The following is a 22,637-nucleotide window of genomic DNA, read 5'->3' on the forward strand; positions in this document are numbered from 1 at the left end:
GTCCGCGGCTTACCGCTTACTCTTTGCCCAGTCTTCCTTATGTTAACTGTTTCAGCTTTCGCATCCTATAAACTAATTTTACAACAGTATTAATACAAAGTCAAATAAGCTAAAAACCCGTATCTATAATTTTATCCATTACCAGCACAAATACCCTGTCGCCGGTATTTCCGCTTATATCCGTATGCACAGACATCACCTTTGCTTTTAGCGCTTCTTCAATCTCTTTTACAAGCGCGCCGCGGGAAATATCAAGCTGTTTTGCCCTTAGAATTTTTATTTCAAACCTTCCGTCTTTTGTTTCTGACAGGGTCTTTTCCTGGTGTGTAAGCACGCCTTTCATGCGCACATAAACCGCGTCTTTTATAAAGTACGCTTTTACTTCCGCGGCTCCCAGCCCTGTATCGCGTTTTTCATATTTTACAAAAATCTCGCCTATCTTTGCCTCTGCCTGCCCTTTTGTCATCATTGTGTATCACCTTCTTCATCTTTTTCAGGCTCCATTTTTTTCTGCACAAAAACATTCCGTTCTATAGTTTTTAAAGCTGTCTTGTCCGCCATGACAAGCATAACATCCCCGGATTCTAAAACCGTGCCGCCGTCCGGTATTATAAACTGTTCATCCCTTGATATAAGGGTCACAAGCGCGCCCTTTGGTATGCCTATTTCAAAAAGCCTTTTTCCCACCGCGACCGATCCAAAGGGTATCATGACTTCGTTTAAATCCGCGTTAACACCGGCAAGCGCATCCATTTCAATCGGGGCTTTCTTTCTGTTTTTAAGCGGTTCTTCAAGCCCAAGCCACCGCGAGACAAGAGAAATTGTACTTCCCTGAAGAAGCGCGGATAATAATACGGTAAAGAAAACTATATTAAATATTTTTTCCGCTCCCGGCACACCGGCAGTAAGTGGAAATATGGCCAATATAACCGGGACAGCGCCCCTTAATCCCACCCAAGATATCATCAATTTTTCTTTATTATTAAGTCTGGAAAAAGAAAGGCACGCAAAAACAGCCGCCGGCCTTGCCAGGAAAATAAGCACTATACCCGCTATAATTCCATCCCCCGCCACCGGTATGACTTTAGAAGGAAAAACAAGCAGCCCCAGCATAAGGAATATTACAATCTGCATAAGCCACGCCACACCGTCATGAAAACGAATAAGGTTATTTTTATGAATAAACGTCCTGTTTCCAAGGACAATACCCGCAACATAAACACTTAAGTACCCGTTGCCTTTTATGTGTGTTGTCACCATGTAAAGGATTATTACAAGCGCCATTGTCAGCACCGGATAAAGGCCGTCATATTCAAGGTTAATACGGTTAATAAATTCAACCATAAGCCTGCCGAATATCACTCCCGCGGCAAGGCCTATTGCCATTTCAACAAAAAATGACGGAATTAAAGAAAGCGGCGAAGAATGGCTTCCTGTCATTACGCCAATTATGCCGATTGTTAAAAACACAGCCATAGGGTCGTTACTGCCGGATTCAAGTTCTAACAGCGGTTTTAAATTGCCTTTTAAATTAATCCCTTTAGAACGTAATATTGAAAACACAGCCGCCGCGTCAGTTGAAGAGACTATAGCGCCAAGCAGCATCGAATCAATAAGCGGCATTTTAAGCAAAAAGTGCAGCAAACCGCCTGTAATACCGGCGGTCATTAAAACTCCCATCGTGGCAAGCAGCACGCCTTCTTTTAAAACAGGCTTTATCATTGCCCACTTTGTGTCCATACCGCCATAGAAAAGTATCATGGACAAAGCGGCAATACCTATACCCTTGGCGATTTCATTATCATCAAAGTGTATTCCAAAAACACCCTCTGAACCGGCCAGCATTCCGATAACTATAAATATAAGAAGCGTGGGAAGGCCTATCTTATCAGACGCTTTGCTTAGCACCACACTTATAAGCAGCAAAAGCGCGGCTACAAAAATTACTGATTCATACGAATACTGCATTAAAGTCTCCCGTTATATTTTTATAATATTATCATTGTAATCTGCCGTGCCATTTTTGTCAATTAAACGAAACGCCCTAAAGCGGGCAGTATAAAAACGTATATTATTTTACATTTACTTTTGACTTAAAATCACTTATATTAATTAAACTTTAATAATATCAGGAGGTTATAATAATGAAAGGTACAATCACAGAAAAAATATTAAAAGCTCATCTGACATCCGGCAGGCTTATATCCGGCGAGGAAATAGGGATAAAAATAGACCAGACGCTGACACAGGACGCCACCGGTACAATGGCTTACCTTGAATTTTTAAATTTTAATGTTTCAAAAATCGGCACAAAACTCTCCGTCAGCTATGTGGACCACAACACCCTGCAGAGCGGGTTTGAAAACGCGGACGACCACGCTTTTTTACAGTCAGTGGCGGAAAAATACGGCCTGTGGTTTTCCAAACCAGGCAACGGCATATGCCATCAGGTACACCTTGAAAGGTTCGGGCGCCCGGGCTGGACACTTGTAGGGTCAGATTCCCATACACCCACCGCAGGCGGCCTTGGAATGCTGGCGATTGGCGTGGGCGGCCTTGACGTGGCAGCATCGCTTGCGGGCTACCCTTTTAATTTAAAATGCCCCGAAGTAATAGGGGTAAAACTTACCGGCAAGTTAAAACCCTGGTCATCAGCAAAAGACGTAATTTTATTATTACTGCAGATGCTGTCCGTAAAAGGCGGCGTGGGTAAAATATTTGAATACTTCGGCGAAGGGGTAAAAACACTTTCCGTTCCTGAACGCGCGGTTATCACCAATATGGGCGCGGAGCTTGGCGCCACCACATCCATCTTTCCTTCGGATAATAATACCAAAGCTTTCCTGGCAGCTTTCGGCAGGGCAAAAGATTTTAAACAGTTATTGCCGGATAAAGACGCGCAGTATTCAAAAGTTATAGAAATAGACCTTGCAAAAGTAGAACCCATGATTGCACAGCCGCACATGCCTGACAACGTGAAAAAAGTAAAAGAAATTAAGGATAAAAAAGTTAATCAGGTAATTCTTGGCAGCTGCACCAACAGTTCTTATAAAGACTTAATGACAGCCGCGGCGATATTAAAAGGTAATAAAGTAAACAAGGATGTATCTTTTGTAATTGCCCCCGGTTCCAAGACTATCATGGACGCCATGATTAAAAACGGCGCTTTTGCAATATTTCTGGAAGCGGGCGCGCGTATCATTGAATCTGCCTGCGGGCCGTGCATTGGAATGGGACAGGCGCCTTCAAGCGGCGCGGTTTCTGTCAGAACTTTCAACCGCAACTTTAAAGGGCGTTCCGGCACCAATGACGCGGAAATATACCTTGCAAGCGTGGAAACAGCCGTGGCAGCAGCCCTTACGGGTAAAATAACAGACCCCTCAAAACTTGGCAAATACCCGGCAGTTAAACCGCTTATTAAGTTCCCAATAAATAATTCACTTTTATTAAAACCGCTGTCCCCGGCAAAAAGAAAATCCGTAAAAATTGTCATGGGGCCAAACATTAAACCGCTTCCTGAATCATCCCCTCTTGCGCAGTCATTAAAGGCAAAGGTAATCGCCGCGTTCGGCGATAACATTACCACAGACGACATAATGCCGGCGGGAGCAAAGATACTGCCGTTAAGAAGCAATATTCCGGAAATTTCAAAACACGTCTTTGTTAAGCTTGATTCAAAGTTTTATGAAAAAGCTCTTGCCAATAAACCCGGTGTGATTGTGGGCGGGGAAAATTACGGCCAGGGAAGCTCGCGCGAACACGCCGCCCTTGCGCCTATGTATCTTGGCATAAAAGCGGTTATCGTAAAATCATTTGCCCGTATTCACAAAGCAAACCTAATAAACTTTGGTATTCTTCCCCTTACTTTCAAAAATCCCGAAGATTACGCAAAATGTAAAGAAGGCGTTGCCATAAATTTTGAAAATCTTGCGGCGTCAATAAAAAACGGCAGTGACATAGCATCAGTATTGGAAAACGGCACAAAAATAACACTTACATATTCACTGTCAGAACGCGACCGCGAAATTCTTCTTGCCGGCGGGACGATAGATTATATTAAGAGACTTATTAAGTAAAGAGGCTTGGAGGTTTAGATGCTTGGAGGTTTGGTAAAACTAAACCGTGAAAACAAGCAGCTCAAAAGTTTAGCGGCCCGGCGGCTTGGTTAAAGTTAAATCGTGAAAATTTATAGGTTTGGTAGCCGCACCCTTTAGGGTGCGTGTTCTTTTAATTATAATACCAATTACAAAATCAACTGCCGCACCTTAAAAGGTGCGCCTACCAATACAAAACCTGACTGATTCTTTTATTTTTAAGATAACGCTTTATGAATTAAGCCTTTACCAAGCATCCAAGCCTCTAAGCATCCAAGCCTCTAAACATCCAAGCCTCTGCTATTATTTATGGGATAAGTTTTCAGTCTTTATATATCACTTCATACATCGTATAAAGCTTGTGCTTTTTTCTTGAGGTCTCCACGCAGACTTTTATATCCTTCTTTTTTTTCATCTCAAGAAGCACTTCTATTACTCCGGCAAAATGTTCAGCCGCGGCGCCCTGCGTGCCGTCAAGGCCAAGGATGGAATAAACCCAGTGCCCTTTATCGTGTTTGATTGTTTTAACGTCAACTATCCTGTAATGGGAATGAAGGTTGGGTATAAGAAATCTATCTGCCAGAAAAGATACCGGCATAATTTTTACAAAAAGTCCGGTTAACCCCGAAAACCATTTTTTTGTGTCATACTTTGAATACTCCCTGCAGCCCGAAATATCGCCATCATAAAACATTTCGCACATTTTAAGGGATGGTTTTACAAAGTAATCGTCGGAATCATACCATTCAGCGGTAAACTTCCGCAGAGAATATAACTTTTCGGCTGTTTTGGGAATTTTCTTCAGCCATGCCTGAAAATTTTCTTCTCCGAAATTTTTTCTGATAAACTCCGGAAGTAAAACCATCATATTCCTGTTAACTTCCATTTACACCGCCCGTTTCTTTCTAATATAACAATTATACCCTAAAAAACATTATTTCAAGAGATAATTTTTACCACTCCTTAAAAATAACAAAAACAGCCAGTACAATAAGCGCGAATCCTGCCGCATGGTTCCATCTCATGGGTTCTTTCAGGTAAAATACAGAAAAAACCGCAAAAACAATAAGTGTTATTACTTCCTGAATGGTCTTTAGTTCTGCCGCAGAAAACTGACCGTGCCCTATCCTGTTTGCCGGCACCTGAAAACAGTACTCCACAAACGCTATTATCCAGCTTATAAGTATCACTTTAAAAAGCGGCTGGTCTTTAAATTTAAGATGGCCATACCAGGCAAAGGTCATGAAAATATTTGAAATTACAAGCAGCAATACGGTTTTCATTTTTTTAATTATTCCTCTTCTTCAAGTTCTTTTGGCGCGGTAACAGCGGCAGGGGTGGGCTCTAAAACCATTTTATCAAACCCTTCTTCTGACGCGCCCTGTATGTCGGCCGATTCAATCTCTTTTTGAGCTTCGGCTGCGTCAATATCTTCCCATGAAACAATTTCATCTTCAGCAGCGGTTGAAGCTGCCGGCTGATATCCGGAATCATCGCCTGTCGGCAGGTTCTGTGTATCAAGCACAGCTTGTTCTTCGGATGTTTCCTGCCCGGATGTGATTTCAAAAATTGCGCAGGAAGATATAAAAGATAATACAGCCGCCATAAGCATTAAAAACACTAAATTTCTATTTTTCACAGACTGAATAACCCGCCATTTAACAGTTTATATTTATTGTCTGCTTTATTTTATTATTATCTGCTCGCGTTCCGGCCCCACTGAAACTATGGACACTTTTACACCGGTGTAATCTTCTATGAATTTAATATATTTTTTCACGGTTGCGGGCATCTGTGCGTATTTTTTTATCTTTGACAGGTCCGCACCCCACCCTTTTAATGTCTTATATACAGGTTTCGCGGAATACAGTTCTTCGCCGTCGGCCACAAAAGACTTTGTTTTCTTGCCCTTAACCATATACTCTGTGCAAACCTTAATTTCATCAAATATGGATAAAACATCAATCTTTGTAAGTATTATATCCGTAAGCCCGTTTAATTCGCATACATATTTTAATGCCACAAGGTCAAGCCATCCGCAGCGCCTTGGCCTGCCTGTTGTCGCGCCAAACTCGCCGCCTTCTTTTCTTGTTTTTTCGCCTGTCTTTTCATCCATCTCTGTAGGCATAGGCCCGTTGCCCACCCTTGTCTGATAAGCTTTTGTTATTCCCCATACTTTATTAATCACTTTGTGTGAAATGCCGGCGCCTGTCATTACCCCGCCGATTGTGGGGTTGCTGGAAGTAACAAACGGATATGTGCCAAAATCTATGTCTAATAGGGCTCCCTGCGCGCCTTCAAAAAGAATTTTTTTGCCTTTTTTATGCGCGGCATTAATAACCGATGAGGTGTCCCCCACAAACGGCTTTATTATTTTGCTTAACTTTGCAAGTTCATCCATAACCATTTTTTTGGAAACAGGTTCAGCCCCGTAAAATTCTTTTAATAAAAAATTCTTTTCATCAAGGTTCTCTGTGACTTTTTCTTCAAGTGTCTTTGTTTTAAATAAATCCCTTACCCTGATGCCTGTCCTGGTGTATTTATCCGTATACGCGGGCCCAATTCCGCGGCCTGTCGTGCCTATTTTTTTATCGCCTGTCTTTTTGCCTTCCCTTGCTTTGTCAATTGCCTTATGGTACGGCAGAACCACATGCGCGTTATCACTGATGATAAGGTTCTTGGATGTGATTTTTATCCCCTGCGCCTTTAACCCGTTTATTTCTTCCACCAGCGCGTTTAAGTCCAGTACAACGCTGTTTCCGATTATATTAAGTTTGTTGCCGTGAAGGATACCGGAAGGCAGAAGGTGCATTATGTATTTTTTATTTCCTATGATTACCGTATGGCCGGCGTTAGCGCCGCCCTGATAGCGCACTATAACGTCATATTTCTCCGAAAAAAGGTCAACTATCTTTCCTTTTCCTTCATCTCCCCACTGCGAACCTATTATAACATCTGCAGGCATATCAGCACTCCTTGAAATATGTAATCCGCGCCCGTCTAAATCAGCGCGCACAAACCTTTCCTATTATATATTAATTATCCCCGCATGCAAGAATAATTTAGAGGAGCCGTACTGACGGAGGGACAGAGGGTCGGAGGGTCGGAGGGTCGGAAGGTCAGAAGAACGGAAGGACGGAAGTAAAAACAAACATAAAACAAATATTGAAAATTCAAAATTTGAAAATTGGAAGGGCAGAAGCAAAACAGGGGTTGGGTATGTTTTTTCAGTGCGTGCTGCTCTAACTAACTGTGTATGCGGCAGGAGCGGTTTAATGCTGCGCCGGCATATTTGGATGTGCCGGGAGTTCCCGATTGCCAATGAATTAACATGCCTGTTGATTTCAAATTTGTTTGCCTGCAAGAATACCAATTTTGCGGCGCGCGCTGAAAAAATATACCCAACCCCGGGAAACACGAGGGACGGAGGGACAGATGCACGGAGGGACGGAAGAAAAAACAAAATCCCAAATCAACTGCCGCACCCTAAAGGGATGCGCCTACCACTACCACTACCTATACCTAAAACCTGTAAAACGGAGGGTCGGATGCACGGATGGTCAGAGGGTCGGGTGTAAAATAAAACATAACTGCCGCGGGCTAAAGACCCGCGTCTACCAAGACATAACAAACAATAACATAAAAAAAAAGCGCGGGTGTATGCCCGCGCTTTTTTTTGCTACAATATTATTCAGCTTATAAAACTACTGACTTTATCTCCAGAATGTCTGCCACGTTTTTAATACTGTCAACCACGTCTTTGGGGACGTCGCTGTCAACGGTGATTATACCCATTGCCACTTTGTCTTCCCTGCAGCGGCCTACGTCAAACGACGCTATGTTTACGCCCTTTTCGCCAAGGATGGTACCAACGCGCCCGATAATACCGGGTTTATCCACGTTCTTATAGATTAACATGTTCTTTTCCGGCGTAATTTCCATTTCAAAGTTATCCACTTTTACTATCCTGGCTTCTTTGTTTATGGACAGCACACCGTATACTTTTCTCTTTTCTTTATCTGTCTCTATTGTCACGCTTATCATGTTTGGGAAGTCGCTCTTTATATCTGTTGTCTTCTGAATTACTTCAATGCCCCTGGCTTTTGCAAGGATGTTGGCATTAACGTAATTTACCCCGTCGCTTGAAGCGGGCATAAGAATTCCCTTTATAGCCGCAATGGTAAGTATCTTAAGGTCATAACCGGTCACGCTTCCGCTGTATTCCACCGTCATGCTCTTTATATTGCCTTCAACAATCTGCGCCACAAAGCTTCCAAGCTTTTCGTTCAGGTTCAGGTAAGGCTGCATTTCTTTTAACAGTTCCGGGTCTATTGCGGGGATATTAACCGCGTTTCTTACCATGCCGCCTTTTAACGCTTCCACCACCTGATCAATAATACCCGTACCCACTTTTTCCTGAGCTTCAACAGTTGACGCGCCAAGGTGAGGGGTAAGTATGATATTTTCAAGTTCCAGAAGCGGGCTGTCAAAAGGAGGTTCTTTATCAAAAACGTCAAGGGCGGCTTTCTGAATCCTTCCGGATTTTAAAGCTTCATACAGCGCCTGCTCGTTGATAATGCCGCCGCGCGCGCAGTTGATAAGGATTACGCTTTTTTTCATTGTGTCTATCTGTGCTTTTCCTATCAGGTCCTTTGTGTCTTTTGTCTTTGGGACATGGATGGTGATGATATCCGCCTGTTTATAAAGCTCGGCCAGTTCCATCACTTCAATCCCCATAGCATCCGCTTTTTCTTTTGTGACAAACGGGTCATAACCTATTATCTTCATTCCAAAAGATTCCATTCTTTTTGCCACTTCCGCGCCTATCCTGCCAAGGCCCACAACGCCAAGGGTCTTTCCGTATAATTCAATGCCTGTAAGTTTGCTGCGGTCCCATTTTTTTGCCTTAAGCGACGCGTACGCCTGCGGCGTATTTCTTGCGGTTGCCATGATAAGGGCTATTGTCTGCTCGCAGGTTGAAAGCGTATTTGCGTCCGGCGTGTTCATGACAATAATACCCTTCTGGCTTGCGGTCTGAATATCCACATTGTCAACGCCCACTCCGGCGCGGCCGATAATTTTCAGCCTTGTGGTCTTGGAAAGCACTTTGGCGGTAACCGTAGTGCCGCTTCTTATAATAAGCGCGTCATAGTTTTTCAGTTCTTCCGCAAGTTCATCTTCGGTCAGACCCGGCTTCATTGTGTATTCAACACTCTTTTCATTTTCAAGCAGCTTTAAAGCATCATCGCTTAATTTGTCGCTGATAAATATTTTCTGCATGGTGTATCCTCCGTTTTTAGTATTTTTCTTCCATAAGGACTTCCATTGTCCTTTTAACGCCTTTTCCTATTTCTATCTTTGCGCCCATGTCTTTAAGCGCCATCTCTGCCGCCGCAACGCCCATAACCGCGTCAAACCTGTCTGTGTATCCAAGCGTGCCTATTCTTAATAACTTGCCTTCCATCTTTCCCTGTCCGCCTGCCATAGAAATTCCGTATTCATCGCGGATTTTTTTCATAAGCAACTTGCCGTCAATGCCTTCAGGTACAACCACCGAGCAGAGGACAACAGCGGGATTTTCTTTGGCGAACAGTTCAAGGCCAAGCGCCTTAATGCCTTCGCGCACCGCTTTTGAAAGTTTTTCATGGCGTTCCCATACCTTTTCAATTCCTTCTTCCTTTATAAGTTTAAGCGCGGCAGCCTGCTGGCATACTAAAGACACAGCTGATGTGAAAGGCGTATCAGGCATTTTTTCCTTGGTTGTTGCTTTTTCATATTTTTTCATGTCAAAATAGAATTTAGGTGATTTGCAGTTTTCAATTACAGCCCATGCTTTTTTGCTTGCAGCTATATAAGCAAGCCCCGGCGGTATCATAAGGCCTTTCTGCGAGCCCACAGCAATTATATCCACGTTCCACTTATCCATATAAAAAGGCTGGGCGCCAATTCCGCTTATCCCGTCCACTACAAGAAGTGCCTTGTGGTTTGCTGTCAGTTTTCCAAATGCTTCAATGTCATTATAAACGCCTGTTGACGTTTCATTAAGGGTGGTAAATACCGCAACCGCGTCCGGGTTTTCATCAAGCGCTTTTTTAAGCTCTGCCGGTTTTACAGCAGTTCCCCATTCCGCGGCAATTTTAACTATATTGGCGCCGTAAACTTTTGCAATTGCATCCCATCTGTCGCCAAAAACGCCGATGGAAGCCACTATGATTTTATCCCCGGCATTAACGGTATTGGCAACAGCCATTTCCATTGCGCCTGTTCCGCTTGCGCCGATTACATACACATTATTTTCAGTACCCAATACATATTTCATTCCATCCACAACTTCTGTTAAAATCTTGCGATACTGCGGGGTTCTGTGGTGAATTACCGGTTTTGCCGCTTCTACAAGGACTTCTGCGGGTACTTCTGTGGGTCCGGGTGCCATGATGTACTTTTTTCTCATAATTATTACCTCCTATATGGTATTGGTGTGATAAATTTCACTAACTTGTGATTAAAGTATATAAAACAAGTCTTTTTATGTCAAGGATTTTTTTGAGGTTTTTTATCCACAATTAGTGAAATATTTCACAATTAAATAGGTCCTATATGCCCTATTGGACTTATTATTTTGTTACTATAAGTTCTGCCAGCTTTGTCATAACGGGCTTCCACAATAAAATCACTGATACTGTCAGCGCCGCAAGCGAAGCCACAACCACTGCGCCGGCGGATATGTCTTTTGCCAGCCCAAGGCCCCTGTTGTATTTTGGGGACAGTACATCAATAACCTTTTCTATCGCCGTATTTAGAACTTCCGCTACTATTATGACAAGGCAGGCAAGAAGTATTATTACCGCCCTTATTACATCCACGTCAAAATACCAGATTGTGAAAATATAAATAAACAGGATTACAAACGTTGTGATTATATTCTTCTTTGTGTAAAACCCGTACCAAAGCCCCTGCAGCCCGTACATTGTACTTTTAATTAATTTGTTTATCAGTTCAAACATGTGCTGTCCTCCCCCTGTTTAACAGTCAGTTTTATTAAATGCCAAAAACCCTGTGTTAATCATACAAAAAAAGCCGCGGTATGCTGTACGCACAACCGCGGCTTTTTTTGTATTAAATCCCCTATGCTTTCTTTTTATCCTCAATTATCTTTTTTCTCATCTGTACTTTTTCAAATATCTCTTCCACTTTTTCCATAAGCCTTGCCGGCGAAAAAGGCTTAACCACGTAAGCATCAGCGCCGGACTTAAATCCTTTTTCAATGTCCGTTATCTGCCCTTTTGCGGTAAGCAAAATAACCGGCACACTCTTTGTGGAACTGTCTTTCTTTAATACCTTGCAGGCTTCAAGCCCGTCCATTTCCGGCATCATTACATCAAGAATCGCCAGATCCGGCATTGTCTTTCCCACAAGAGCCACAGCTTCTTTACCGTTTGAAGCTGAAAAAACCGTGTAATCATCCGATAAAGTATCCTGAAGCGCGGACAGAATAAATGGTTCGTCATCCGCAATTACAATTTTCTTTTTCTCTGACATATTGCCCTCCTTGATTTTCCCGCACCGCTTAAACGGCGCCGGAATGCTTTCTTATTTTATTTTGGGAATGTAAAATTTAAATTCGCTGCCTTTTCCTTCTTCGCTTATCACTTCAATATCCCCGTTATGCAGTTCCAGTATATATTTGACTATCGGAAGCCCTATCCCTGTTCCGCCTATCTTCTTTATTTTTTCATTTTCAACCCTGTAAAATTTCTCAAAGATCTTATCCAGGTCTCCCTTTGCCACCCCAAGCCCCTCGTCCCTTACGCTTACATACATTTTGTCTTCGGTTTCCGTCATTGTAATGTAAATGTTCCCGCCGTCAGGCGAGTACTTTATGGCATTTGACAGAAGGTTGGACATAACCTGTATCATTTTGTTTCTATCAGCCTTTATTTTCTCACTTTTATCAGGCATTGTCAAAATAATTTTGTGTTTCACGCTTGCGCTGCGGAAAGTTTCGTGTACGCCGGACAAAAACGCTTTAAAATCAAATTCTTCTATGGACAGGCTTAACCCTTTTCCTGATTCTATTCTGGACAGGTCTAAAAGGTCGCCGATAAGCGAACCCAGCCTCTGTGTTTCCTTGTTTATTATATCAGCGTATTTTTTTACCTTTTCTTCGCTGACATTCCTTACCAGCATAAGTTCGCTGTAAGCCTGAATGGGGGTCAACGGAGTCCTTAATTCATGCGAAACCATATTTAAGAACTCTGACTTCATTTTATCAAGTTCCTTTATCTCTGTAATATCCCTTAACACCGCCACACCGCCGGCGTATTCGCCCCTGTCATCAAGTATAGGCGCGGAGACAGCTGCAAAAATGTGTTCCTTATTTCCCCTTTTTATTTTAACTTCATTTTTTGTGGTGGATTTAAGCGCGGCCACCACCTTGTAATTATCAACAATTGACCTGTCCTTAATTACATCAGCCACGGGCTTCCCATATGAACTTGCCGCGGTAATTCCAAAAATATCCTCTGCCACCCTGTTTAACATAACTATTTTGCCGTCCCTGTCGGCAGCCACAACAGCGTCATCCATGGATTTTATCATTGATTCCACGCGCATTTTTTCAAAGCCAAGTTTATCCATAGCGTCTTTTAATTCCTTGTTTAACATTTCCGCGCGTTCTTCAAGGTGTTCATACAGATTGGTATTTTCTATGGCAATGGCAGCCTGCGAGGCAAGGGCTTCCAGAAATTTTATTTCAGACTTGTTAAAAGTACCGCCCCCTATCCTGTTTAATACCTGAACCACGCCTATTATCTGATTGCGCACCTTTAAAGGCACGCAAATTACCGACTTTGTTATAAACCTGGTTTTTTCATCCACCCTTTTTGCAAAACGCGGGTCCTGCGACGCGTCCGGAACAAGCAGTGATTCTCCCGTGTAAGCAACCCATCCCGCAATGCCTTCGCCCATTTTCAGCCTTATCTTTTTTACCTCTTCTTCCTTTGGCCCTGTTGCAATCTCAAAATACAGTTCATTGCTGCTGCTGTCTATAAGAAAGACAGAAGAAGCCTCTGCCTGCATTACTTTTTCCGCTGACTGCATGATAATCCTTAAAAGCTGCGCCAGATTTCTTGTGGAATTTATAATCACGCTGGCTTCCATAAGGGCGGCCATCTTTGCTATTTCTTCTTCCTTTGCCTTGTTGGCGCTCTGGGTGATGTGTTCCTGTACAGACAGTTCCACGACTATATTAAAAAGATCCACAATAAGGTCAGAAAGTTTGGATATTTTTTCTTCCGGTATCACTTCAATGGCTTCATATGTTTTCAGAAGTTCTTCATATTTTAAACCCGTGGTATCGCTTATCCCTTTAAGAATTTCCTGCGGCTTTTCGCTTTTGCCGGTTACACCGACAATAATATTAAATTTTTTTCCGTAAAAATATGTGGAAGAAAAAAGATAAGTAAGGCCGGCATATACCTTTACCTCTTTTTCGGCATCTTTTAATTCTTCGGGTTTTATTTCCAGCACCCGGCGCCCTTTTTCAGAAGAGTGTAAATACCGGAAGAATTCAGAAAAATTGGTTTCTTCGGTTATAATAGAGCCATCTTCGCTTATCACCCTTACCGCAATGCCAAGCACGCTGGAAAGTTTGTACTGAATACCTTCCCATACCCTAAGGTTAAAAACCTTGGCTGTATCAAGCTGTGCCGTTTTGCCGCTTTCTTCCATTCCCCGTTTTCCCTTTCGTATTAATGCATTTTTTAAGGCTGCGGCCCGTTATTTACGGGCATATTCTCATTCTACACTTACGCCCGTCAAACTTCAACATATTAAAGGCTGCAAAGGATAAACGCCCTTTTATACCGGAAAGCATACCGTTTGGGCCAAATATACCCTGCATATTATTGCCTTATTATTCTGATAATCTCACTATCATTCCGGTTTTTTTCGCCTTCATCAGCGCGGTTTCTATCATAAAAAAAAGAAAAATAATGTATAAAAGCGACAGGCCGTACCCTTTAAGAAGGGGATGGGCAAAGTTAAGCGCAAAGCCGTAGCCTGTCCTGAAATATTCCAGAAAATAAGTCAGCGGAATAAGTTTGGCGATAAGTACGATACCGGAAGGCAGCATTGTCACCGGATAATAGATGCCGCAGACAAGCATCATAAGCACGGAAATCATCCACGCCACCACATCTATTCTGGATCCAAAAATCATAAGGAAATATATGACAGTCATTCCCACTATAAGGCCGCTTAACATCACCCCGCCAAAAGCAAAAATAAAAGTGGCGGGCGGCGGCAGATAAAACTTAAACCACCAGAAGGAAAGCAGGCTTAAAAAAATAAAAGCAACAGTTCCCTTTACCATTGAGAAAAGCCACGGCCCTATTACATATTCAAAAGAAGACACGGGCGACATAAGCGTCTGTTTTAAGCTTTTGGACCACACGTCATATAAAAAGCCGAATGCCACATCAAGCTGCACAACCTGAAGCACGCCTGCCATTATCGCCCCGGTTAAAAGAAACGCAAGCATCTGTTTATCCACTTTAAGAAAAGACCCCATCATGCCTATGCTTACAATACCTATAACCGGCCAGAAAAGCACTTCCAGCACGGCGGATATGTTTCTGATGGAAAATACATAGTTACGGTATGCCAGCGCGAATATCCTTCCAAACATCGCGCGGATTCTGTTATTCTTCTGATGCAAGCTCAATGAAAGCCTCCTCCATATCTCTGGCGTTTACCAGCGTCTGCAGCTCTTCTTTTGTTCCAAGCGCGCTTATTGCCCCGCCTTTTATAAAAGCTATTCTTCCGCACAGTTCTTCCGCTTCTTTCATATAATGAGTGGTTAAAAGTATCGTGATACCCCGCTTTTTATTTATATCCTTTACCATGGCGCGTATCCTTGCGGAAATATCAGGATCCATACCGGTTGTCGGTTCATCAAGCAGAAGCAGTTCCGGGTCATTTATCAGCGATTTTGCCAGCGCCAGTTTCTGCTTATTACCCGTTGATAATTCATCAAAACGTTTGTCCCTGTATTTTTCCAGCGATACAAATTCCATCAGCTCATCAGTTTTATCAGCAAGCGCTTTGCCTTTCATACCATAAAGTTTACCGTAAAAAATAATGTTTTCCCTTACTGTCAGCGACCATGGAAAGTTGGCATTGCCGGAGCTCATATTCATTCTCATTTTAAGCCTTTCAGGAAAACCATGTTCAATGTTTTCATCAAGAATAGAAAGGGTGCCGCAGTCGCGTGCCAGTATTCCCATAATTATATTAAGAAATGTGGTTTTACCGGCGCCGTTAGGCCCAAGAATTCCAAAAAGTTCGCCTTTATGCACTTCTAAATCAATACCTAACAGGGCTTTTGTTTCCCTTTTTTTAAAAATACCGGCCCTATATGTCTTGCATATACCCTGTGCCTTTACCGCTATTTCATCCATCAAACCATCTCCATTAAATAATTAATTCCGGATATTACATTTTTAAATAAACTGCAGCCATAAAGATTAAATGACATATCGCCGGACTTTTTTTACTTCAGCGATACCATATGTTTTTCCACCATATGGTGGGGATAATAGGACAATTTAGCTTTTCTTAAACCTTCAACACCCACATCCTGCTCTCTGTTTATAAACACAAATTCGCCCGGCATTTCATTCACAAATACATTATTTATCACCTGATAAATGCCTTTATAGCTGGCATTGGCTTTTTCAATGTGCACCAGTACCGTATTTTCATTAAGCCTGCTGGCAACGGTAATCCCCTGTATGGCCCCGTCTATCCTTAACGCACCGCCAATACAGGAAAGGCTGTTAAAATTTTTAAGCACTTCCATTACACCGGTGCTTTCTTCATTTAAAGACAAATCATCCGGGCAGTTTCTTACTTTACACCAGTGCTCCTGAAAAACAATACACTCTTCTATATTCGCGCTGCTTATCTTTTCAAAACTAAAAGAATTTGCCTCTTTGAATTTCTTTATCAGGTTCCTTTTGCCGTCATACTTTCTGCCTTCAAGCCGCGCAAGGTCTTCCCTTAAATACACGTAATCAAACTGATCCCTTAACGGCTCCCTGATAAATTCAGGTGAATCCACGCCAAACTTTTCAAATTCTTCCGGTACAAGGGCGTATAAACCGCATTTAATCCCTTTGTCCCTGAAATAACCAAGCGCTTTTTTAATCGCCGATGGCACGCCTTCATTACCCAGGGGCAGGTGCATAAAGTGCATATCCGGCGCTTTTCCTGAAATTATCAGGCAGTTATCCAGCATTGAAAGGGTTAATGCCCTGCTGTCCTTCCACATGAAAATTTCCGTAAAATTATGCTCTGACACCACGGGCTGCCTTTTTTCAAGGGCTTTTTCAACAATTTCCCTGTGTTCAAGCGCTAAAGGGACAGAATCAGGAAAAACCGGTATTGTACTGTTTGAAATCATTTTTTATTTTCGCCTTTCCTTATTATATGCATTAAAGACAAACAATTATATCAAATTTTGATATTGAATTCACGGAAACTTTTGATATACTGTAAAAAATCCCGTATATGTGTTTTATTGATAAAACGGCGGGTAAAAAAGGGAGCATTAATGAAAAAAATTCTTGTTATACACGGGCCAAACCTTAACCTGCTGGGACAGAGGGAGCCTGATGTTTACGGAAACGTAAAACTGTCTGACATAAATGACAAACTGACTCAGATGGCATCAACCGCAGGTATAGAACTTAAAATAGTCCAAAGCAATCACGAAGGAGAGCTGGTTGATGCCATTCATCAGGCAATTAACTGGGCGCAGTGCATAATAATAAACCCTGCCGCCTACACCCACACATCCGTTGCCATAAGGGATGCCTTATCCGCGGTGGCAATACCTACAATTGAAGTACACCTTTCAAACATCTACAAAAGAGAGGACTTCAGGCAAAAATCTTTTGTGGCACAGGTGGCAGAAGGCCAGATTTCCGGTTTCGGCGCTGAAAGCTATTACCTTGCCCTTGAAGCGGCCTCTAAACTGATACAATGAACGAAAGGATAATTCGCTATACCGATACGGCAATTCTTTCATTAATAACGGCAGTGCTTGTTTTATCCGTTATATTTCCTTCGTACCTTTTTCCTGAAGCCGCAATTTTTTACAAAACAGGGCTGATATTGTGCTCCTTTATGTACATAATGGCTTCAAAATTTTTCAGGATATCCCAGGAAACGCTTGAAACGCCTGTAGACGGGCCGCTGTTTTTACTTTTTGCCTGGGTATGGATATCAGTTCCGCTGTCCGGCAACCACGCCATGTCATTGAACACAGCTGTTTCTTTCTGCGTTTTTCTTCTGTTTTATTATCTTATGTATGTTTATTCCCGCAGATACTTTAAATATATAGCTTTCTTTTTAATTGCCATAGCTGTAATCGCCTGTTTTAAAGGGCTGCACCAGTATTTTTTCAGTTTCACCGAGGACCTAAAAAACCTGTCTGCTGCAACCCCGGGATTTTCGGACATAAAAGCCAGGCTTGAAAGCAGAAGAATTTTTTCATTTTTCATATATCCTAATACCTTTGCCGGATATTTAATACTTCTTATCCCCCCCGTCTTTGGTTTTATTCGGACAGAAAAAAAGTACCGTTTTGTATTGACCGGTGTTGTTGTGCTTATGCTTGGCTGCCTTGTGCTGACAAAATCGGCAGGCGCTTTTGCATCGCTTTTTGTTGCCGTGCTTTTATCTTTCCTTTTCAGGGACGTCCACCTTAAAAAATACAGGATGCTAATGGGTGCTTTTCTTGGGCTGTGCGCCGTCGCGCTTGCTTTTACCGTTTATATACGCGGGATGGAAAGCCTTTCTTCAAGCCTTTCAGGAAAAATAGATAGTTTCTTTTACATGCTTACGCTCATCAAAAACAGCCTTATTACCGGCTACGGCCCCGGGCTGTTTGAAACCGTCTATAATAATTTAAGGCCGGAAAATGTTTCTTACCTTAAATTTGCGCATAACGCCCCGATGCAGGCAATGATAGAAATAGGCCTTATAGGGCTTATTCTTTTTGCCTACTTAATTTTTCGGGGATACCGTTCAATAATTAAAAACTTTTATTTTCTGCGCACTCCAAAAACCAAGACTCATGTACTTGCGTTTCTTACAGGCATCACCGCTTCGCTTTTACATAACCTTTCAGACTTTGACATTTACAACCTTGAAATCACTTTACTTTTTACCGCGTTAAGCGCCGCTTTGATGAGCCAGATTAAGATCGGCCACCTTGAACTGCGTAAATTCAAACTGTCTTACCTGCTTGGCATTAATCCGGGGCTGCGGCGCGACATTATATTTGCTTTCATTATCACCATACTTATTCTAAGCGCCGTGACCGGCCTTAAACATCCTTATGCTTATTCCGCCGCCGGAATCCTTGTGGCGGGAGGTTTTGGTTTATGGGCAATAAGTAAAGAGGATTTTAAAATTACAGGCCTGGAAATTCCGGCGGGTGTACTTATAATACTCTCTATTTTTTCAATACTTTATACTCCGGACATAAATTCAGGCATAAATTCCCTTAAGATAATACTCTCCGCAGTCACTATTTTTTATCTCTGCTCGCAATTTTTGCGCAGGTCAGATTACAGGATAGTAATTGCCAATATTCTGGTCTGGGCGGGGCTTGCCCTGTCAGCGGCAGCGTGGGGGCAGGTAATATACTCGGTTATATCAGGCAGGCATACAACAATGAACGGTTTTTTCCCCAACCAGAACCTTCTGGCAGGATACCTTGTAATATCTTTTTCACTGCTGTTAAGCAGGGTGCTGCTGGAGAAAAAAATAGACTACCTGCCGTTTAAAATAGCAGGGCTTGCCTATATTGCAATTACCATATCAGCGCTGCGTTCAAGGGGGGGCATGCTCTCTTTGCTTTTTGTCTTTTTTATTTCATGCCTCTATTATTACTTCAGCCGGGAAAACGTCAAAGACACACCGGCAAGGGTTGCTTTTAAATCAAAATTTATAAGCATTGCGGCGGTGATTTTAATTGCAGCGTCTTTTACCGGCATTTCACCTTCCGGAAGCAAGATAATTTCTGTTAAGGAAGACCCTTTTTATTTCAACAGGCTGTCCATTTTTAAATCCTCGCTTAAAATGGCAGCGGATAAACCGCTTCTGGGCCATGGCATAGGCAGTTTTGCCGCCATTTTCCCCGCGTACAATTTCCCGATAGACGCGCCTGCGCGCTATCAGATGCAGGCAGATTATGCCCACAACGAATATCTTCAGGCCGCCGCAGAACTTGGACTTTTGGGCCTGGCAGCCCTGTTAACGCTTTTATTTTTCATCTTCAAAAACATCCCAAAAAACCGCGAACACAAAAAAAACTGGGCGGCTGAAACAGGCGCCTATTTTGCCCTTACAGGCATAGCGCTTCATTCAATGGTGGATTTCAACCTTCACCTGCCCGGTATCTTTTTTACCGCGGCTGCACTGGCCTCCATTGCGGTGCCGGAAAAAGGCTCCATAAGCACCCTGTCAAAAGAAGCGCTTGTTTTTACCAAAGTTCATTATTTTCCGGCGCTTATTCTTACAGCTATAATATTCAGCATGGCTATACGGCCTGCCGTAGCCTATTACGCAAAAGATAAATGGCAAAAAACGGCGGGTATTTCGCTTCTTAATATGGCACTGCTTACAGAACCTTTCAACGCCAATATACTTTATGAAAAAGGGCTGTATGCAGAAAAAACCGGAAATTTTAACGAAGCCCTTGCATGTTTTGAAAAAGTCTCAATTTATTCAAAGTATCACACCCTGTCTCTGCTGCATGCCGCCCGCGTGGGCAGCCTGCTTAACAAACCGCTTCTTACCGCTGAATATTACGAACTTGCCATAACAGCAAATCCTTACAGGGTTTTTACCCTACTGGAATACTCCAATTATCTGATAAGTAAAAATAATGATTTTGCCCGCGCTGAAGCATTATTGAGCAAGGCAGTGGAATATGAGCCAAATTACGCGTCTGCAAGGCACAACCTGGCGCTTATTTACAGGTCAAAAGGCGATGCCGAAAGCGCCCTGAAAGAACTAAATCAGGTTGAATTTATTCTGACCAGCGTTATCCCCAGAACCGACTACGAGACAGAGCTTCTTAATTTCCCTGACATACACATACTTTATTTTAACAAAGCCTTAATATTAAACCAGCTTGGCAAGAAAGACGAAGCGTGCGAGTATCTTAAAGACGCGGCGCACCTGAAAAAAACACCGGAATTTTTAAAAAAATTCCCCGAAATATGCGGTGAACGGGCAAAATGAAAAAAAATTTCACATACCCGGACACATTATTGCCTTTTATAATGATAGCAGGCGCGGTAACTTTATATTTTTCCGGTATCCTGTTTACTGACAGGACATTTTTTATCGGCGACCTTTATACCCAGTTTTATCCGTGGAAAGATTTTGCAAGAAATTCACTGCAGTCCGGCACAGTGCCATTCTGGAACCCCTATGTTTTTTCAGGCGTACCTTTTATCGCGGACGTACAAAAAGGGATAATGTATCCGCCGGGAATCGTATTTCTGCTTTTTGATTTTCCTATTGCCTTAAAGATTTATCTTGTGGTGCACTTTATCATTGCCGGTTTTTCCGCATACGTTTTGGCAAGGGCTTTAGGGTGCGATCCCGCGCCGGCTTTTGCGGCGGCTTTGATATTTATATTTAATTCTTTTTTTGCCTCTAAAATCAACAACCTTGCAGCTCTTGGTTCAGCCTCTTTTCTACCAGCCATACTTTACACTTTTAAGGTGTTCATTGACAGAAAAAAAGCCACTTTCTTTATACTGGGCTCCGCGCTTCTGGCGCTATCTTTTCTTGCGGGGCATTACAGGACTTACATTAACAACCTGCTTTTCTGCCTGCTTTTCGGCATTTACTACATTTCTTTTTATGGAAAAGGATTCAGAATAACAAGGCTGCTTAAGCTTTTTATTTTTCTGGCTTCCGCGCTGGTTATGTCTCTTATTATCACGATGCCGCAGTCAGGGCTTTTCTTTGAACTTCTTTTCAATTCCGCCGCGTCAGTAATCCCGGACTACGAAACCCTTGCCGTTAATTCAATGAAATTCATAAACCTGTTCACCATGTCGGCGCCGCCGCATGCAGGTTACGCTTCTTTATCAGGATGGAGCGGTTATTCAAGGGGTATAAACTTATTTTTATCCGCCACTTTTTTCTTTCTGCTTGTTATTTCCGCGTTTAGAAAGAAAAACCACCTGTTCTATTTTTCATTTATTGTCTTTATTTTAGCGCTGCTTTTAGCCCTGGGCAAAAATACCCCGCTTCACTCTTTCATACTAAAATTTGCCCCGTTCTTTACGGAAGCCCGGTTTCCGGGCACAGCCCTTTCGCTTCTTATGCTTCCGGCCGGGTTAATCGCGGCAAACTCGCTTTCAGTTTTATCCGAACCTGACACCGGTAAAAAATCAGAAAAAGTATTCCTTAAATACCTGCTTTACTTCCTTTTACTTATCCCCGCACTTCTTGCCCTTTTTAACAGGCAGGCCTCCGCAGCTTTTGGTTTGGACAATATAAGTATGATTGAACTTACAAAAGCTTCTCTCTTTGTGCTTGCAATGTATTCTCTTAATTTTACGCTTTATACCCTTTTCAATAAAAAACTCATCAGGCCGGCTATTTATCACGCCCTGCTGATAGCTTTAATCTTTTGTGAACTTTATACCTTTATGTCCCGAACAAACCCCGTAACAGCACAGTCCGGCATTTTCGGCCCGCAGTTCACGCCAAAAACCGCGGAATTAATCCGCACTTCTTCCTATAAATACGGGCATATACAGCTGCCTGAAGCAGGCTCTGTTTACCGGCTTAATTATGTAACACGCTCCGAAAAAAACTTTAAACTTTCACTGCCTTCTTCTTCGGGAATGACATACGGCCTCTTTGACGCTTTTGGACAGAACGACTTAAAACTTTTAAATTATACGCGGTTTGTAAACCGCTTAAACCGCGATGATGGATACAACAGCGACATAATAAACCTCTTAAATCTCAAATACATAATATCGCCTGTTGAACTTGACAGTAAGAAATATGAAAAAATATTCAACAAAAATTCAATAAAGGTTTTTAAAAACGAAAAAGCTTACCCGCTGTTCTTCGTTTCACAGGATACTAAAATTCCAAAAATGCTTATTTCCCAAATCTCATGGTCCAGAAAAAACGAACATCAGTTTGGAAATTTAAAGGTTAACGTTACAAACGGGCAGGAAGGCTGGCTTATTTTCTGCAACAGCCAATACCCCGGCTGGACTGCATATGTGGATAACATGTCGGCAAAAATAGAACCGGCTTTTGGCCTTTATATGGGGCTAAAACTTCAGCCGGGAGTACATGAAATTCTTTTAAACTATACCCCTGAAAATTATACTTATTACAAAATACTGTTTTCCCTGATTTTTATTTTCTGCCTTGTGCTTGGCGTGGTAAAACTTATATCATTAAAAAGGTAGCCCAAAGAGTATAGCC

The 22,637-nt window shown here is 42.4% G+C and carries 19 protein-coding genes; 5 read left to right on the plus strand and 14 right to left on the minus strand.

The genetic code is table 11. The annotated features are described in order from the left end of the window. Positions 1–109: 109 nt before the first annotated feature. The gene (locus CVV21_00650) at positions 110–469 is read right to left on the minus strand and encodes a hypothetical protein (protein ID PKL92885.1); all 360 of its coding nucleotides are present in this window, start codon (positions 467–469) and stop codon (positions 110–112) included. Then, on the minus strand, positions 466–1,968 hold the full coding sequence (locus CVV21_00655) for a potassium/proton antiporter (protein ID PKL92886.1): 1,503 nt from the start codon (positions 1,966–1,968) through the stop codon (positions 466–468). Before CVV21_00655 ends, CVV21_00650 begins: the two co-directional genes overlap by 4 nt. A gap of 176 nt (positions 1,969–2,144) precedes the next feature. Here CVV21_00655 and CVV21_00660 point away from each other — a divergent pair, with 176 nt between their 5' ends. Continuing rightward, positions 2,145–4,076: an aconitate hydratase gene (locus CVV21_00660; protein PKL92887.1), complete on the plus strand. Its 1,932-nt coding sequence runs from the start codon at positions 2,145–2,147 to the stop codon at positions 4,074–4,076. 340 nt (positions 4,077–4,416) lie between these two features. On the opposite strand, the gene CVV21_00665 is transcribed toward CVV21_00660, so the two are convergent. The 4 genes from CVV21_00665 to CVV21_00680 all read right to left on the minus strand — a co-directional run bounded on the left by CVV21_00665 (position 4,417) and on the right by CVV21_00680 (position 7,059). Beyond that, the gene (locus CVV21_00665) at positions 4,417–4,980 is read right to left on the minus strand and encodes a hypothetical protein (GenBank protein PKL92888.1); all 564 of its coding nucleotides are present in this window, start codon (positions 4,978–4,980) and stop codon (positions 4,417–4,419) included. A gap of 67 nt (positions 4,981–5,047) precedes the next feature. Then, a complete protein-coding gene (locus CVV21_00670) occupies positions 5,048–5,377 on the minus strand; it encodes a hypothetical protein (GenBank protein PKL92889.1) in 330 nt (109 codons plus the stop codon). Between the two features lie 8 nt (positions 5,378–5,385). Next, the gene (locus CVV21_00675; protein ID PKL92890.1) at positions 5,386–5,733 is read right to left on the minus strand and encodes a hypothetical protein; all 348 of its coding nucleotides are present in this window, start codon (positions 5,731–5,733) and stop codon (positions 5,386–5,388) included. Between the two features lie 45 nt (positions 5,734–5,778). Beyond that, positions 5,779–7,059: an adenylosuccinate synthase gene (locus CVV21_00680; GenBank protein ID PKL92891.1), complete on the minus strand. Its 1,281-nt coding sequence runs from the start codon at positions 7,057–7,059 to the stop codon at positions 5,779–5,781. A 470-nt stretch (positions 7,060–7,529) separates the two neighbouring features. Between CVV21_00680 and CVV21_00685 the strand changes: the two genes are divergently transcribed. Further along, complete coding sequence (locus CVV21_00685; GenBank protein PKL92892.1) at positions 7,530–7,796, plus strand: hypothetical protein; 267 nt, start codon at positions 7,530–7,532, stop codon at positions 7,794–7,796. Here the strand turns inward: CVV21_00685 and CVV21_00690 are convergent. The 8 genes from CVV21_00690 to CVV21_00725 form a co-directional block, all read right to left on the minus strand. Continuing rightward, complete coding sequence (locus CVV21_00690) at positions 7,791–9,374, minus strand: phosphoglycerate dehydrogenase (GenBank protein PKL92893.1); 1,584 nt, start codon at positions 9,372–9,374, stop codon at positions 7,791–7,793. The two genes, CVV21_00685 and CVV21_00690, sit on opposite strands and share 6 nt — an antisense overlap. Positions 9,375–9,390: 16 nt before the next feature. Next, positions 9,391–10,545, minus strand: a complete 1,155-nt coding sequence (locus CVV21_00695; GenBank protein PKL92894.1) for an aminotransferase — start codon at positions 10,543–10,545, stop codon at positions 9,391–9,393. Positions 10,546–10,708: 163 nt separating this feature from the next. Then, positions 10,709–11,098, minus strand: coding sequence for a diacylglycerol kinase (locus CVV21_00700; protein PKL92895.1), 390 nt, complete (start codon positions 11,096–11,098; stop codon positions 10,709–10,711). A 121-nt stretch (positions 11,099–11,219) separates the two neighbouring features. Then, positions 11,220–11,633, minus strand: coding sequence for a two-component system response regulator (locus tag CVV21_00705; GenBank protein ID PKL92896.1), 414 nt, complete (start codon positions 11,631–11,633; stop codon positions 11,220–11,222). 51 nt (positions 11,634–11,684) lie between these two features. Then, positions 11,685–13,823, minus strand: a complete 2,139-nt coding sequence (locus CVV21_00710; GenBank protein ID PKL92897.1) for a hypothetical protein — start codon at positions 13,821–13,823, stop codon at positions 11,685–11,687. A 184-nt stretch (positions 13,824–14,007) separates the two neighbouring features. Further along, positions 14,008–14,817, minus strand: coding sequence for an ABC transporter permease (locus tag CVV21_00715; protein ID PKL92898.1), 810 nt, complete (start codon positions 14,815–14,817; stop codon positions 14,008–14,010). After that, positions 14,795–15,553: an ABC transporter ATP-binding protein gene (locus tag CVV21_00720; GenBank protein PKL92899.1), complete on the minus strand. Its 759-nt coding sequence runs from the start codon at positions 15,551–15,553 to the stop codon at positions 14,795–14,797. Before CVV21_00720 ends, CVV21_00715 begins: the two co-directional genes overlap by 23 nt. 92 nt (positions 15,554–15,645) lie before the next feature. Then, on the minus strand, positions 15,646–16,557 hold the full coding sequence (locus CVV21_00725; protein ID PKL92900.1) for a hypothetical protein: 912 nt from the start codon (positions 16,555–16,557) through the stop codon (positions 15,646–15,648). Between the two features lie 150 nt (positions 16,558–16,707). On the opposite strand from CVV21_00725, the gene aroQ reads away from it, so the two are divergent. From aroQ to CVV21_00740, 3 genes are read left to right on the plus strand one after another with little or no spacing between them, the layout of a single operon-like run. Further along, positions 16,708–17,142, plus strand: coding sequence for a type II 3-dehydroquinate dehydratase (gene aroQ, locus CVV21_00730; GenBank protein PKL92901.1), 435 nt, complete (start codon positions 16,708–16,710; stop codon positions 17,140–17,142). After that, a complete protein-coding gene (locus CVV21_00735) occupies positions 17,139–20,411 on the plus strand; it encodes a hypothetical protein (protein PKL92902.1) in 3,273 nt (1,090 codons plus the stop codon). Before aroQ ends, CVV21_00735 begins: the two co-directional genes overlap by 4 nt. Continuing rightward, on the plus strand, positions 20,408–22,621 hold the full coding sequence (locus CVV21_00740; protein ID PKL92903.1) for a hypothetical protein: 2,214 nt from the start codon (positions 20,408–20,410) through the stop codon (positions 22,619–22,621). Before CVV21_00735 ends, CVV21_00740 begins: the two co-directional genes overlap by 4 nt. Positions 22,622–22,637: the final 16 nt, after the last annotated feature.

The sequence above is a fragment of the Candidatus Goldiibacteriota bacterium HGW-Goldbacteria-1 genome (genome assembly GCA_002839855.1).
Lineage (GTDB): Bacteria > Oederibacteriota > PGYV01 > PGYV01 > PGYV01 > PGYV01.

Bases quoted from the DNA above. Each gene is read 5' to 3' on its own strand.
- CVV21_00705 (PKL92896.1), bottom strand. From the start codon at position 11,633: ATGTCAGAGAAAAAGAAAATTGTAATTGCGGATGACGAACCATTTATT.
- CVV21_00650 (PKL92885.1), bottom strand. From the start codon at position 469: ATGATGACAAAAGGGCAGGCAGAGGCAAAGATAGGCGAGATTTTTGTA.
- CVV21_00700 (PKL92895.1), bottom strand. From the start codon at position 11,098: ATGTTTGAACTGATAAACAAATTAATTAAAAGTACAATGTACGGGCTG.
- CVV21_00740 (PKL92903.1), top strand. From the start codon at position 20,408: ATGAAAAAAAATTTCACATACCCGGACACATTATTGCCTTTTATAATG.
- CVV21_00720 (PKL92899.1), bottom strand. From the start codon at position 15,553: ATGGATGAAATAGCGGTAAAGGCACAGGGTATATGCAAGACATATAGG.
- CVV21_00680 (PKL92891.1), bottom strand. From the start codon at position 7,059: ATGCCTGCAGATGTTATAATAGGTTCGCAGTGGGGAGATGAAGGAAAA.
- aroQ (PKL92901.1), top strand. From the start codon at position 16,708: ATGAAAAAAATTCTTGTTATACACGGGCCAAACCTTAACCTGCTGGGA.
- CVV21_00660 (PKL92887.1), top strand. From the start codon at position 2,145: ATGAAAGGTACAATCACAGAAAAAATATTAAAAGCTCATCTGACATCC.
- CVV21_00670 (PKL92889.1), bottom strand. From the start codon at position 5,377: ATGAAAACCGTATTGCTGCTTGTAATTTCAAATATTTTCATGACCTTT.
- CVV21_00735 (PKL92902.1), top strand. From the start codon at position 17,139: ATGAACGAAAGGATAATTCGCTATACCGATACGGCAATTCTTTCATTA.
- CVV21_00665 (PKL92888.1), bottom strand. From the start codon at position 4,980: ATGGAAGTTAACAGGAATATGATGGTTTTACTTCCGGAGTTTATCAGA.
- CVV21_00685 (PKL92892.1), top strand. From the start codon at position 7,530: ATGCACGGAGGGACGGAAGAAAAAACAAAATCCCAAATCAACTGCCGC.
- CVV21_00695 (PKL92894.1), bottom strand. From the start codon at position 10,545: ATGAGAAAAAAGTACATCATGGCACCCGGACCCACAGAAGTACCCGCA.
- CVV21_00690 (PKL92893.1), bottom strand. From the start codon at position 9,374: ATGCAGAAAATATTTATCAGCGACAAATTAAGCGATGATGCTTTAAAG.
- CVV21_00710 (PKL92897.1), bottom strand. From the start codon at position 13,823: ATGGAAGAAAGCGGCAAAACGGCACAGCTTGATACAGCCAAGGTTTTT.
- CVV21_00655 (PKL92886.1), bottom strand. From the start codon at position 1,968: ATGCAGTATTCGTATGAATCAGTAATTTTTGTAGCCGCGCTTTTGCTG.
- CVV21_00725 (PKL92900.1), bottom strand. From the start codon at position 16,557: ATGATTTCAAACAGTACAATACCGGTTTTTCCTGATTCTGTCCCTTTA.